Genomic DNA, 14,339 nt, shown 5'->3' with positions numbered 1-14,339 from the left:
GTTAACGATTGTGTGAGATGATTATTACAAATAATTTACTTTGGAGTGACGAATGATCAATGTTATGCACCATAGATGTGCAAAACCCCCGCCGGAGCGAGGGTTATATAGGTAATTCTTATGTCTGCGGTTACTCAATGTTGGCTTCGATAAACCACAGGAATTTGTCGAGATCGCGAGAGGCTGCGGTAAAGATATCCGCGGTATCTTCGTCTTTTGCTTCGCTAATAGCCTTACGTACGCTGTTTGCAACTACGGCATAACGTTCGGCCAGCTCTTTTAAGTGGTCCTGTACGTTATGGATATCCAGCGGGTAACTTTTCAGAGGCGTTTTGCTATTAATAACCTGAGTTGTGCCCAGTGCCACACCGCCCAACTGTACGGCGCGTTCAGCCATAGTGTCGAGGTGATCGGTCAGGGCTGTACGGAAGCCATCCAGCATTTCATGTACCGCAATGAAGTTTGCGCCGCGCATGTTCCAGTGAGCCTGTTTGGTGATCAATGACAGGTCAATGAACTGGATTACTTGCTGATTCAGCAGTTCAACGGTCGCTTTCTTTTCGCTATCAGACACATCGTTGCGGGTATAAAGGAGGGCGGATGCTTTTGTTTTTACCAGTTTCGCGGTACTCATATTTTCATATCCTCTTGATAGTTATGTCCCAACTCTTCAACGGAATTAAGTATAGCGCTAAATTTGGATTTTTTTTTCCGGTGTTGCCTATCACTTTAATAGCGAAGAAGGGGGAAGATATAAAATATCAAATAAAATCAATGCAATGAGTGTTGTGTTTCTTACGTGGTGTTATTTTTATGTTAATTTTTGAGATTGAATGAAATATGCGGATGAGAAAATTATATTTTTTAGAATTATTATCATGCAGATTTACAATTGGATATTCTGCATGATTATGCAAACCATGCAGAATATTACGTGGTTAATTCACGTCGACTTGTTTTATTTGTGGCTCTTTACGAATAGTGAGCGTAGAGCCCATTGATGCGACGATAATGGCACCCAGAGCGAGTGTCTGGATAAGCGTCAGCGTTTCACCGAGGAAGATCATTCCGGAAACCGCTGCCAGGGCAGGTTCCATACTCATCAATGTACCGAAAGTACGCGTCGGCAGGCGCGTCAACGCAATCATCTCCAGTGAATAGGGAAGTGCAGTAGAGAGGACTGCAATGGCCAGGCCTAACGGCAGAATGGACCAATGCCACAGGGCATCACCAGCCTGGATCGCGCCGATTGGCACAAATACCAGTGCTGCAATTAATGATCCTACTGCGACGGTTGCCGGACCGTGTTCCGCCCCGGCCCGCTGCCCGGTAAGAATATAGATAGCCCAGCAGGCACCAGCCCCCAGCGCTAGCGCAGCGCCGGTTAAATCGACGTGAGAAACGTCCTGACCTAATGGCAGCAGGAACCACAGTCCGAGTACAGCCAGTGCAACCCAAATGAAATCCACCGGGCGCCGGGATGAAAACAGCGCTACCGCCAGCGGGCCGGTAAATTCCAGCGCCACGGCAATTCCCAGTGGCACGGTCTGGATTGACAGATAGAAGAGATAGTTCATCCCGCCCAGAGACAGGCCATAAAACAGAAGGGGCAGGCGCTGTTCTTTGGCGAATCGCAAACGCCAGGGTTTAAAGAAGGCGATAAGGATGAGGGTGCCCAACGCAAGGCGCAACGCGGTGACGCCCGGCGCGCCGACGAGCGGGAACAGCGATTTCGCCAGAGATGCTCCGCTTTGAATGGAGGACATAGCAATTAGCAAAACCAAAATAGGCAACCAGACTGGCGCTTTACGTGACGACCCCGGCATCCTTTCTCCTGTCAAATTATGTCAATAGAAGTAAAACAGCGAGTGTAATGGAAATACACACATGTGGTTGAGTATTCGTTGAAAAAAAAATTGCTCAGTTCCGTACAATGGCATGAAAATGATGGATTAATAATCTGTGTGATTAGGAATAGTCTGGATGAATGTGCCATATTGTGCGCGCAATAATGGCATTTTACGTTAGAAAAGTGATGTTAATTGAAAGAGATAGCGGATTTCTGAAATGTTCTGTTACATGAAAGAACCCGTTAGACATCGCTAATCGCAAAGAGTTTCCCATCAATTTTTGGTATATTTAAAACTTAAGATTTACTTGAAGCACATTTGAGGTGGTTATGAAAAAAATTGCATGTCTTTCAGCACTGGCCGCTGTTCTGGCTTTCTCCGCAGGTACTGCTGTAGCTGCTACTTCTACCGTTACCGGTGGTTACGCTCAGAGCGATGCTCAGGGCGCAGCGAACAAAATGAACGGTTTCAACCTGAAGTATCGCTACGAGCAGGACAACAACCCGCTGGGTGTTATCGGTTCCTTCACTTACACTGAAAAAGATCGTACCGATGCTTCTGGCGACTACAACAAAACCCAGTACTACGGCATCACTGCTGGTCCGGCTTACCGTCTGAACGACTGGGCAAGCATCTACGGTGTAGTGGGTGTTGGTTACGGTAAATTCCAGAACGCAGCATCCCCGGCTGACAATCACACCACCAGCGACTACGGTTTCTCTTACGGTGCTGGTCTGCAGTTCAACCCGATCGAAAACGTTGCTCTGGACTTCTCCTACGAGCAGAGCCGTATTCGTAGCGTTGACGTTGGCACCTGGATCGCTGGCGTGGGTTACCGCTTCTAATCACTTCGGTGATATGAAAAATCCGCCTCTCGGGGCGGATTTTTTTTGCCTGCAATATGAGCTGTTAACGAGATTTGGTTTCGAAGATGTCGGTACCAAGGTGGTTGTAGTCCACCTTCTGTAGCTTAAAGTTGGTGATGTACACCGGCCCGGCTTTTTTCTCTGAGATAAAGCGGTAGCTGTTGGTGATTTCTTTTGCGCTAATCCCTGTCCACTGCGAGAAAAAGCTGAGGAAATCATTGGCGGATCGACGGGCCTTAATCACCCGATGCGCTTTATCATCACTCGAAAGCACCATGAAAGGTACCTGGAAATTCTGCTGGAACTGATCGTCATGCGCCAGGTACTGCACCTCTTTTCCACGCTCTTTAAACGCGAGCCCATGATCGGAGAAATAGACCATCGAGAAGCTGGTACCGCTATTACGTAGCTGATCGTATAGCTGGCGCAGTAGGTCATCCGTTTGCGTCATGGTGTACAGGTAGCAAGACGTCTCTTTTGACTGGACGAAAGTCTCGTACTTACCCTGCGTACGGTCGCAGGCCTGCGGATGTGAGCCCATTAAATGCAATACAATGAGCTGCAGCTGAGTGCGCTCGGTTGCCAGCACCTGAGCGGTCATCTTTAACAGCGCTTCGTCACGGGTGTTTTTATCCGCTTCGAAGTCACCGTTCTTGAGGAACTGAACTTCATCAGCGCGTTTTGCAATGCTGGCGATGGCCGTGTCGTATTCACCAATTTGTCCCTGATTGGAAAACCACCATGTCTGGAAACCTGCTCGGTTGGCCAGGGTGACAAAGTTATCCTGGAACTGGGGCTTATTGTCGACCACCCGATTCAGCGTCAGGCCGAGTGATTTTTGCGTTGAACCGCTGGCAGCAATGTAATCCGCAAAGATGTAGCCGTTAACGGAGCTGGCAAACGGGGTGTTATCCCAGTGACCGCCAAACGCGCCTAACGCATCGCGGCGGGCGCTTTCGCCGATCACCACGACGTAGGTGTGATACTTCGGCTTCACGGCGGTTACGGTCCAACTGTCTTTCACGCTCGACAGCTTCGCCATACGCTCTTGTTCGTCGAGCACTTCGTTGTTATTGACGATCACGTCCTTGGCAAACCGGAAAACCGGATAGCCAGTGTCTTTCAGCTTGAACACGCCGCCCCAGGCCAGGTTTTGTACCGGGGTAACAAAGAATGCGACAACGCTGAACAGCAAACAAACGCTGTCGAACTTGTTCCAGCCACGCTTTTGTTCATCTTTTTTACGACGTACGGCGATAACGCCGAGGGCGAAAATAAACACCCCAACCAGATAACTGTACCAGGGGAAGATGGTCAGGATTTCGGTGGACTCTTCCATATTGGTTGAGTGCAGCGCCAGCAAGGTATTGAAGTTCGGTGAGCCGTAAGCCTGGCCGAACGGAAAATACATTGCCGCAATCAGCGAGCAAATGCCAATCAGCACTTTCTGCGCGCGTGGCGCGCTGCGCCACATCAGCATTAATATACAGGTGAAAGCAACGCTATAGAGCAGGCTAAGCGGATAGCCCAGCGCAAGGTTGATCAGCAGAGACTGTAAGAAATAGAGGCCAGTCCACGGACTAATCGCCCGGCTGCGAGCAATGATTGAATCTTTGAGGGTTAAATTCATATGCCACTGTTACAAAAACGCCATGTGCTTACCCTGGCGCTAAGGGTCATTGCCTGCCTGAGAGAGCGAGAAGAGGGATAGGGTCCGCATCCGCGAGCCGCAATATACGCAGGGCTGCGAAAAGATAGAGTGTGCGCAAGAGAAGGTCAACTACTACAAAGAAATTGTTTTGCGAGGAACGTGGCAAAACTGACAAAAAGAAGGGTTATTGAGACGAAAACCACCACCGTACCCGGATGACGGCAGGAAAATGAAGCGGCGTACCGCGACGCCGCACTATTTTTCTGAAGGTTTATCCTTCTCTGGTTTGCTGTTAATCATGTCACACAGCATAGAGATCAGCATCAACCGTACTTTAAAGGGAGAGTGGCTAAACACGCGTATACACCTCTTAAATTCATTCATGTAAACCTCCTGACTTCATGATCCCATCAATCCTTGAGGGATGTCTTTATTATATACAGATATAGCACAGGCTATATTATATAGCTATTGCTAAAACGTTAATTTTTTGTGCCCGCGCAACTCTGGTTTACAATGAGTGCTCTCTAATCAGATGCCGTTAACGCGTCACAGTAACGAGGAAGCAGAATGAGTCGTCGCGCAGGTACGCCAACAACAAAAAAAGTGACGCAATTGGTGAATGTCGAAGAACACGTTGAAGGATTTCGTCAGGTCCGGGAGGCGCATCGCCGTGAGCTGATTGATGACTACGTAGAGCTGATTTCCGATCTCATTATTGAGGTAGGTGAAGCGCGCCAGGTGGATATGGCCGCACGGCTTGGGGTTTCCCAGCCGACGGTTGCTAAAATGCTTAAGCGTCTTGCTTCAGTCGGATTGATTGAAATGATCCCCTGGCGAGGCGTGTTTTTAACCGCAGAAGGTGAACGACTGGCTCAGGAAAGTCGGGAGCGTCATCAGATTGTGGAGAATTTCCTGCTGATGTTAGGTATCAGTCCGGAAATTGCCCGTCGCGACGCGGAGGGGATGGAGCATCACGTCAGTAAGGAAACGCTGGAGGCTTTTAGCCGGTTTACGCAACAGCAAGGAACAGGCTCTGAATGAGTTTTCCTTTATTACGCGCCTTACAGCGCGATCGTTTTTTCCAGCTGTTAATCATCGTTGGGGTTGTACTGAGCCTGTTCACGTCATTTACACCCCGGTCGTGGCCGGGAGCGATTGACTGGCACACAATTATCACACTCAGTGGCCTGATGTTACTGACCAAAGGCGTGGAGCTAAGTGGTTACTTCGATGTGTTAGGGCGCAAGATGACCCGCCGTTTCAAAACAGAGCGCCAGCTGGCGATATTTATGGTGCTGGCGGCGGCGTTGTTGTCGACGTTTCTGACCAACGATGTTGCGCTGTTTATTGTTGTTCCGCTGACCATCACCCTGAAAAAATTGTGCGCTATTCCGGTGAATCGCCTGATTATCTTTGAGGCGCTGGCGGTTAACGCCGGATCGTTGCTCACGCCAATAGGCAATCCACAAAATATTCTGATGTGGGGACGCTCAGGCTTATCGTTTACCGCGTTTACCTGGCAAATGGCGCCGCTTGCGGGGGCCATGATGCTGACGCTGGTGGTGCTGTGCTGGTTCAGTTTCCCGAATAAAGCGTTGCATTATCATACCGGTACGCGCGCACCTGACTGGCAACCGCGTCTGGTGTGGGGCTGTCTGGTGTTGTATATCATCTTCCTTGCAGCACTGGAGTTAAAACAAGAGCTGTGGGGTCTGGCGATTGTGGCGGCAGGGTTCATGGTGCTGGCTCGCCGCGTGATCCTCAGCGTAGACTGGACGCTGCTGTTGGTGTTTATGGCGATGTTCATTGATGTGCACTTGCTGACGCAGCTTCCGGCCCTGCAGGGGATAACCCACCAGATTGGCGCGCTTTCAGCGCCGGGACTTTGGCTGACCGCCATTGGCCTGTCTCAGTTTATCAGTAATGTGCCCAGTACGATTTTGCTGCTGAACTACGTCCCGCCAACGCTGCTTCTGGCCTGGGCGGTCAATGTGGGCGGCTTTGGGCTGTTGCCAGGATCGCTGGCGAATCTCATTGCGTTACGGATGGCAAACGACCGCCGGATCTGGTGGCGTTTTCATTGGTATTCGGTACCGATGCTGATATGGGCGGCGCTGGTGGGTTATGGTTTGTTGCTGATGATGTAATTGATGTGGTGTGCCGGATGGCGGCTGGCGCCTAATCCGGCCTACAGTGTTGGTAGGCCCGATAAGCGTAGCGCCATCGGGCATGTATAGCTGATTAGTTCAGGCGAACCGGCATACCAGAACGGTTCTGTACTGCCTGCTCAACGACGGCCTGATCGACGTCAGGCTGACCGGTGATGCTGGTAATGCTCTTGGTCAGGGTAATCGGTACAATTTCCCCGCCTTCGAACTGTGCTTCAGTCGTAGACAGCGGGTTATGTACTTCGATGTAACGGCTACCGTCTGGTTCGGTAGTGGCTTTTACCGGCTCATCAATAAACTGTACACGGGTGCCGACCGGCACATTTTCAAACAAGAATTTGATGTCGTCGTTACGCAGACGTACGCAACCGTGGCTGACACGTAAGCCGACGCCGAAGTTAGCATTGGTACCGTGGATAGCATACAGGCGACCGATATACAGCGCGTACAGTCCCATCGGGTTATCCGGACCAGCCGGAACAACGGCTGGCAGCGGCTCGCCTGCAGCGCGGTATTCCGCATGCATTTTCGCCGTTGGCGTCCAGGTTGGGCCTGCTTTTTTACGTTCTACTTTGGTGGTCCAGTTGATTGGCGTGTCTTTGCCCAACTGGCCGATACCGATCGGCAGAACAATGACGGTGTTGGTGCCTTTCGGGTAGTAGTACAGACGCATTTCAGCGCTGTTGATAACAATACCTTCATGCACGGTATCCGGCAGGATCAACTGCTGAGGAATGTTCAGCACGGTGCCGCCTTTCGGCAGGAAGGTATCCACGCCCGGGTTGGCTTCCAGCATGTTAGACAGACCCATCTGATACTCTGCCGCAAAATACTCCAGCGGTTGGGTGTTGCCTTCAGGAATAGTAATGACCTGGTTTTGGCCAATCAAACGGCTACCATCGGTCGGCAGCGGGTACGTGACGGCTGAAGCGGTATTACAAAAACCAACTATTGCAAGTGCCGCCGCGAAAAGCGTTGTTAATTTCATATTCATATTCATGTATGCGAGATTCAGTGCCAGGCAGGCTAGTGGGTTGAGATTTATGTAGTGTTGGGCACGCATTATATGTGCAATCTGAGCAACAAGGAATTCGGATGTGTACTAAATCACATTTTTTTCCTTTTGCTTTCACTTTATCCCTTCCGCATGAAGACGCGATCTTCTTGCAGACTTATGGCATAATAAGCGGTTTGTCACATATTTCTTTCTCTTTCAGGATACGCCAGTGTTAGTTTCCAGCAACGTCACCATGCAGTTCGGCAGTAAGCCGCTGTTTGAAAATATTTCCGTCAAATTTGGCGGCGGCAACCGTTACGGCCTGATTGGCGCGAACGGTAGCGGTAAATCCACTTTTATGAAGATTCTCGGCGGCGACCTCGAACCGACGCTGGGTAACGTTTCCCTCGATCCTAACGAGCGCATCGGTAAGCTGCGTCAGGATCAATTCGCCTTTGAAGAATTCACCGTGCTTGACACCGTGATCATGGGTCACGCTGAACTGTGGGAAGTGAAGCAGGAGCGCGATCGCATTTACGCCCTGGCTGAGATGAGCGAAGAAGACGGCTATAAAGTTGCTGATCTCGAAGTTCAGTATGGCGAAATGGACGGCTACTCTGCGGAAGCGCGTGCGGGTGAACTGCTGCTGGGCGTAGGCATTCCGGTAGAACAGCATTACGGCCCGATGAGCGAAGTCGCGCCCGGCTGGAAGCTGCGTGTGCTTCTGGCGCAGGCGCTGTTCTCTAACCCGGACATTCTGCTGCTCGACGAACCAACGAACAACCTGGATATCGACACCATTCGCTGGCTGGAGCAGACGCTGAACGAGCGTGACAGCACCATGATCATCATTTCGCACGACCGTCACTTCCTGAACATGGTCTGTACACACATGGCGGATCTGGACTATGGCGAACTGCGTGTTTATCCGGGTAACTACGACGAATACATGACGGCGGCAACCCAGGCGCGTGAACGTCTGCTGGCCGATAACGCCAAGAAGAAAGCACAGATTGCCGATCTGCAATCCTTCGTCAGCCGCTTTAGCGCCAACGCGTCTAAATCTCGACAGGCGACCTCTCGTGCGCGTCAGATTGATAAGATCAAGCTCGACGAAGTGAAAGCGTCCAGCCGTCAGAACCCGTTCATCCGCTTCGAACAGGATAAGAAACTGTTCCGTAACGCGCTGGAAGTGGAAACGCTGGCGAAAGGTTTTGATGAAGGTCCGCTGTTTAAAAACTTCAATCTGCTGCTGGAAGTAGGGGAGAAGGTAGCTATCATTGGTGCCAACGGCGTGGGTAAATCCACCATGCTGAAAACGTTGGTTGGCGATTTGCAGCCGGACAACGGTACCGTTAAGTGGTCTGAAAACGCCCTGGTGGGTTACTACGCGCAGGATCATGAATACGAGTTTGAAAACGATCTGACCGTCTTCGAATGGATGAGCCAGTGGAAACAAGAAGGCGATGATGAGCAGGTTGTGCGCAGCTTCCTTGGCCGTCTGCTTTTCAGCCAGGACGATATCAAGAAACCTGCAAAAGTGCTCTCCGGTGGAGAAAAAGGACGCATGCTTTTCGGTAAGCTGATGATGCAGAAACCGAATATCCTGGTCATGGATGAACCGACCAACCACCTGGATATGGAATCTATCGAGTCGCTGAACATGGCGCTGGAAATGTATCAGGGCACGTTGATCTTTGTTTCTCACGACCGTGAGTTCGTCAGTTCTCTGGCGACCCGCGTGATTGAGATTACGCCGGAACGCGTGATCGACTTCACCGGCAACTACGAAGATTACCTGCGTAGTAAAGGTATTGACGGTTAATTCACCCGTCGTCTTTCGTGTTACAGGTGTGTTGGCTGCACCTGTTCACCCCGGTCACTTACTTATGTAAGCTCCCGGGGATTTACAGGCTGGTCGCCTTCCTGTAACGCGAAATACCTAGGGAAAATTGTGTAAGCTACATATTAAATAATCCCCAGCGCGCGTTTACCGTGGATATTCAAATCCTCCAGCGTGAAGCGTCCTTCCCAGTTAGTTTCATAATCCTCTCGCGGGAAATCACCCGGCGATGCGCCTTTTTCCAGCGCAGTTTTCACTTTGTGGGCGTAAGCCAGATTTTTTTCGCACATCGGGGCGGCAGGGATATACATCACGTTACCCCAGCCCTGCTGATTTTCTACAGGCGCGACGGAGTGAATAACATCACAATGCCACCATACGGAGTCTCCGGCGTCCAGTTGCGGAATGCTGGTTAACGCTTCAATCAGCAACGGATGCCATTGTGCGGAAATCGGCAGGACTCGTCCGGGCGCTACGCCGCAAAGCTCATCTTCCGGCACATCGTCAAGCAATGGGCGTAACAGCACATACGCCATCGCTTCAGGAATCGGAACTACGTGCAACAATCCCTGACCTGGCAGCATATCGGACAACGCAGTCCAGCCCTGGAAGGTACGGAACACTGAACATTTGGTGGTGTTATCCACCGTGTATTCTTCTACTTCGGTGCGATGCGCAGCCTGCCACGGATCGTAATCTGCCAGCTTGCCATTGAAAACATGAGCAAATACCTGCTGATACGCAGGCAGCAGCCAGCGTTCCAGCGCGCCGGAATCCGTATGCGCGCCCAGCCCTTTGGAGGTGGTTCCCGGCGGACGGCGGCGTATACGGTCAGGGTAGATAACGCTGACATCCGGGTTAAACCATTGTTTACCTTCGCTTGAAAATGTCCAAAGACGATTGAGGAACGACTGCGCATTGGCCATTTCTTCACTTTGGCGGGCCTGCATCTGCGCCTGGGACCAGTAAATGGGGTAGATTTCAGGTCGCGATGCGCTCAGGGTGCCGAAGAAGTTATCGCCTGGCCCTTTGTAGACGTCATCAAAATGGTTGCGATCCAGGTAATCAAGCATCGACTGATCCCATGCCAGCGCCTGTTCGCGGGGGAAATGCCCTTTAATGACTGCGCATCCGCGACGCTTAATTTCTTCACGCTGCTCTGCACTCACGCGACCCGCTTTGATATCCGCATAGGACAACACAGGCCATACCGGGGAACCTTGCGCTTTGAGAGCGTTGATTTCCGCCACGCGGGTGGCAATGGCATCGCTCAGCTGATTGAAGATCAACTGAACATCCCCAAGCTGTGCCCGCAGTTGCTGTTTCATCTGACGGATTGCCGCTTTGTGATCGGCGGGCAACGTGTCGCTGGTAAAAGTAAAAGCCATAACCACCTCGCATTAACTTTCATTCGAAACAAAATTTGACTGCAAGTGACAATATAAGTTAAAAATTGGTTAATGCAAGTTTAAAAACCTGCTGGTGTGAGCAAAATAGAAAAAGAGTGAAAACCGGGATGAGGGATACCCCGGTTGGCAGGATCAGACGTTAAAAGGTGAAGTGTTATCCAGCACTGCCTGAATTACGTTCAGCGCGCCTTGATGGTTATTGTCATCGGTCTGATAGCGGGCAATCGCTTTGATGCTCTCTGCCGCATTGGCCATGGCGAAAGAGTAGTGCGCCATCTTCAGCATTTCCGCGTCATTGCCACTGTCGCCAATGGCGACCACGTTTTGCGGTGACAGGTTCCAGCGTTTTAGCAGACGGCTGATTCCGTTGGCTTTATGTAAGCCTGGAATGATCAGGTCGATAAACCCAAAGCCGCTGGTGACGGGCTTCATAATGCCGTCGAGAGCAGAATGAAGGTGATCGATAACCAGCGGGATCTGTTGGTCCGGTAAATTCAGCGAGAACTTGAACAGCACATCGTCGATATCCTGATAATCCTTTACGGGTTTCAGGCGGTGGTAGTGTTTTGACATCAAACCGACAAAGGACTCTGGGGCATTTTCGCTCACGTAGGCGCTTTGCAGTCCACAGGCCACAAAGTTGAGCTGCTTATCTTTGAGCAGTTCGCCAATGACAATGCGTGATTCGTGGCGCGTAAGTTCGCCGTGAAACAGCTGTTTGCCATGTTCAAACACCAGCGCCCCGTTCTCGGCGACAAAAGAGATCTCATCTTTGAGCTGCGGGAAAAAGGAGATCAACTGGTAATACTGGTTGCCGCTTGCCACGACAAATTCAATATCTCGTTTCTTCAGTTCCTGATACTGCGCCAAAAAGCGTGCACGATCGTATTGCTTGGCGTCGTCGAGAAAAGTTCCGTCCATATCGGTGACGATAACTTTGATGGTCATATATGCTCCTGGCTCATAACTGCGACCAGAAACATTTTAATAACAATGTGAGCTAAAGCACAAATTTAATTTCGAATGAAAGTAAAACGCCAGGTGGCAACTTCGCCTTACCTGGCTAAAGGGGAGTATGTAAGCCCGGTAAGCGTAGCGCCACCGGGCGGGAGGGTTACAGCATATGTTCAGTGCGCGCGATGATATCGTCCTGTGCATCCGGAGACAGCGCGGTGAAGAAGGCGGAATAACCCGCTACACGCACCACCAGATCACGGTACTGATCCGGGTGTTTTTTGGCTTCCAGCAGCGTTTCACGAGAAACGATGTTGTACTGAATATGCCAACCTTTGTGCTCTTCAAAGAAGGTACGCAGCAGAATCATCAGCTTTTGTTTGTCAGACTCATTTTCCAGCGTGGCCGGGTTCAGCTTCTGATTTAACAGCACGCCACCGAGAATCGAACCGGTCGGCAGTTTACCCACCGAGCCAATTACCGCAGTTGGGCCGAGATGGTCCGTACCGGAAGCCGGGCTTGCGCCTTCTGCCAGTGGAGTGTGTGCTTTACGGCCATCCGGCGTTGCCATCGTTGCTGCGCCAAACGGCACGTTTGCAGAAATAGACGAGGTCCCGGCGTAGTAATTGCCGCCAACCGGGCCACGTCCGTAACGCGGATTATGATACTGTTTCAGTTCATCGATATAAGTCTGATAAGCGCGGGCCAGCAGCGTATCAACGCTATCGTCATCGTTGCCGTATTTTGGTGCGCCGTTGATTAGCCGTTGGCGTAACTGCTCATGGGTCAGACCGTCAAAATCATCGGCCAGCGCGGCGGCCAGTTGTTGTTGACCGATAGCGCCCTGTTCAAAGACCAGTTTCTTCACTGCTGCCAGGCTGTTGCCGAGGTTGGCGATACCCACCTGCAAACCTGATACCCAGTCATACTTCGCGCCGCCTTGCTTAATGCTTTTCGCGCGTTCGATACAGTCGTCTACCAGCGCGGAGCACAGAATATCGTGTACGTTCTCTTCCAGCATGGTGTCAACGACATACTCGATTTCAATGGATTTACGCGTGTAGTAGCGAATCTGTGTATCCCAGGCATCCATCACTTCATCGAAATTGTTGAAGTTGCCAGCTGAGAGCGCTTTTTCCTGCGGCAGGAAGACTTTGCCGCTGGTGGCATCGCATCCGCCTTCCAGCGCCGCCAGCATCACGCGGGCAAAGTTAATAAAGCTCATGCCGGTGCAGCGGTAGCCCCATTTGCCGCCAACGGCGGTTTCGATGCAACCAATCGCTGCATAGTCATAGGCGTCTTGCGGTTCAATGCCCAGCTTAATGAATTCCGGAATGACGATTTCATCGTTGTTAAAGGCTGGCATCCCGAAGCCGCAGCGGATCACCTGCACGCAGGCATCAAGGAAGTCATTACTCATCCCCGCGTGATAACGCACGCTCAGGTTCGGCTGAGTAGAACGCAGGCGGCCACATGATTCCAGAATGGCGTAGGAGAGCGGGTTGACGGCATCCATCGCCTGACCGCTGACCAAGTTCTGGCCACCTATGGTTACGTTCTGATAGAGCGGGCTGCCCGCTGAGGCTTTCGAATGGGAGCCGGAACGGATTTTGTTCACTTCCAGCAGTTTCAGCCAGCAGCTGTGCAACAGCTCAATGGCGTGCTCACGATCGAGGCTCTGATTCAGTTCTACGTCGCGACGGTAGAACGGGTAGAGGTACTGATCCATACGGCCAAACGACACTGAGTGACCGTTAGATTCAATTTGCAGAATCAACTGGATGAAATAGCACAACTGCAACGCCTGCCAGAATGTTTTTGGTGGCTCATGGGCAATCACATCACAGTTTTCCGCCATGGTCAGCAGTTCATCACGACGGCTGGTGCGCGTTTCTGTGGATGCCATTTTACGCGCCAGCGCGGCAAAGCGCTCAATGTGTAAAGTGACGGCTTCCAGCACGATATCAATCGCTTTTAGGAACTGATCGCCGTGGAGATCGTCCAGACACGTCAGATTGATGCGGGAGCGACGTTCATCGACTTTGTGGCGCAGGCCGTCGAGACCTTTTTCCAGTAGTAGCGGGAAGTTCACCGCCAGGTGTGCGTCGCCGGAGGTCATATTACCTTCGGCTTTGATAATGCCGGTTTCCAGCAACCCTTTCTGCTCGTCAGTGAACATCCCGTAGCAGCGATCCTGCACGGTCTGACCACGCCACCACGGACACACCTCATGTAATACGCGTTTATTCTCTTCGCTTACCGCAAAACCTGCGCCCGGTCTGTCGGCGAGGTCGTCGATCTCTTTTTCAATCCAGGAGACGGTGTATTCCGGGAAGATCGGCGCGGCGCGCACTTCGCTTGCCTGGTTACCGATAATCAGTTCGTCATGCTTGATCCAGATGGTACGTTCCGCCAGATGATGGGCCAGCGCCAGCGCGCGGCGTACCGGGATCGGCTTATCCAGGTGTTGCTGATACATCTCGGTATAGTGCTGGGCGCGTTCGGTACAAACCGGCGGTTTCACGATATGGATCAGGGCTGTTTTATGCGCTTTGATACGATCGCTGAGTGTGTCCAGTTTCAGAGTGGTCATGGCGA

General features: G+C 51.4%; 12 protein-coding genes. 4 read left to right on the top strand and 8 right to left on the bottom strand.

Annotated features, from left to right (window positions below):
• Nucleotides 1-130: 130 nt before the first annotated feature.
• Together dps and rhtA are read right to left on the bottom strand one after the other, a co-directional pair.
• Complete coding sequence (dps, locus tag GUC46_RS15800) at nt 131-634, bottom strand: DNA starvation/stationary phase protection protein Dps (RefSeq protein ID WP_032936399.1); 504 nt, start codon at nt 632-634, stop codon at nt 131-133.
• A 304-nt stretch (nt 635-938) separates the two neighbouring features.
• Entirely contained in the window at nt 939-1,826 is an 888-nt protein-coding gene (gene rhtA, locus GUC46_RS15795; protein WP_003035255.1) for a threonine/homoserine exporter RhtA, read from the bottom strand.
• Between the two features lie 353 nt (nt 1,827-2,179).
• Here rhtA and ompX point away from each other — a divergent pair, with 353 nt between their 5' ends.
• Nucleotides 2,180-2,695 (top strand): outer membrane protein OmpX, encoded by a 516-nt coding sequence (ompX, locus tag GUC46_RS15790; RefSeq protein ID WP_003035257.1) that lies wholly within the window; start codon nt 2,180-2,182, stop codon nt 2,693-2,695.
• Between the two features lie 64 nt (nt 2,696-2,759).
• Here the strand turns inward: ompX and GUC46_RS15785 are convergent, their stop codons facing one another.
• Nucleotides 2,760-4,346: a phosphoethanolamine transferase gene (locus GUC46_RS15785; protein WP_130714852.1), complete on the bottom strand. Its 1,587-nt coding sequence runs from the start codon at nt 4,344-4,346 to the stop codon at nt 2,760-2,762.
• 276 nt (nt 4,347-4,622) lie between these two features.
• Nucleotides 4,623-4,751 carry a manganase accumulation protein MntS gene (gene mntS, locus GUC46_RS15780; RefSeq protein ID WP_003035262.1) on the bottom strand — a complete coding sequence of 43 codons (129 nt, stop codon included), beginning with the start codon at nt 4,749-4,751 and terminating at the stop codon, nt 4,623-4,625.
• 186 nt (nt 4,752-4,937) lie between these two features.
• On the opposite strand from mntS, the gene mntR reads away from it, so the two are divergent.
• Both mntR and GUC46_RS15770 read left to right on the top strand, forming a co-directional pair.
• Complete coding sequence (gene mntR, locus GUC46_RS15775) at nt 4,938-5,411, top strand: manganese-binding transcriptional regulator MntR (protein WP_003035264.1); 474 nt, start codon at nt 4,938-4,940, stop codon at nt 5,409-5,411.
• Entirely contained in the window at nt 5,408-6,517 is a 1,110-nt protein-coding gene (locus GUC46_RS15770; protein ID WP_130714851.1) for an anion transporter, read from the top strand. Before mntR ends, GUC46_RS15770 begins: the two co-directional genes overlap by 4 nt.
• Before the next feature lie 94 nt (nt 6,518-6,611).
• Here the strand turns inward: GUC46_RS15770 and ldtB are convergent, their stop codons facing one another.
• Nucleotides 6,612-7,532 carry a L,D-transpeptidase gene (ldtB, locus tag GUC46_RS15765; RefSeq protein ID WP_003845438.1) on the bottom strand — a complete coding sequence of 307 codons (921 nt, stop codon included), beginning with the start codon at nt 7,530-7,532 and terminating at the stop codon, nt 6,612-6,614.
• 232 nt (nt 7,533-7,764) lie between these two features.
• Here ldtB and GUC46_RS15760 point away from each other — a divergent pair, with 232 nt between their 5' ends.
• A complete protein-coding gene (locus GUC46_RS15760; RefSeq protein ID WP_160180482.1) occupies nt 7,765-9,360 on the top strand; it encodes an ABC-F family ATPase in 1,596 nt (531 codons plus the stop codon).
• Nucleotides 9,361-9,503: 143 nt separating this feature from the next.
• Here the strand turns inward: GUC46_RS15760 and GUC46_RS15755 are convergent, their stop codons facing one another.
• The 3 genes from GUC46_RS15755 to GUC46_RS15745 all read right to left on the bottom strand — a co-directional run bounded on the left by GUC46_RS15755 (nt 9,504) and on the right by GUC46_RS15745 (nt 14,334).
• Nucleotides 9,504-10,766: a DUF1479 domain-containing protein gene (locus GUC46_RS15755; protein ID WP_060855614.1), complete on the bottom strand. Its 1,263-nt coding sequence runs from the start codon at nt 10,764-10,766 to the stop codon at nt 9,504-9,506.
• A gap of 153 nt (nt 10,767-10,919) precedes the next feature.
• On the bottom strand, nt 10,920-11,735 hold the full coding sequence (locus GUC46_RS15750) for a Cof-type HAD-IIB family hydrolase (protein WP_060855615.1): 816 nt from the start codon (nt 11,733-11,735) through the stop codon (nt 10,920-10,922).
• 166 nt (nt 11,736-11,901) lie between these two features.
• Nucleotides 11,902-14,334 (bottom strand): glycyl radical protein, encoded by a 2,433-nt coding sequence (locus GUC46_RS15745; protein WP_160180480.1) that lies wholly within the window; start codon nt 14,332-14,334, stop codon nt 11,902-11,904.
• Between the last annotated feature and the right edge of the window lie 5 nt (nt 14,335-14,339).

Origin of the sequence: Citrobacter sp. LUTT5 (assembly GCF_009905315.1) — a bacterium.
GTDB lineage: Bacteria > Pseudomonadota > Gammaproteobacteria > Enterobacterales > Enterobacteriaceae > Citrobacter > Citrobacter freundii.
Note: the sequence above shows the minus strand (reverse complement) of the source record. Positions and strands in the feature narration are given on the sequence as shown.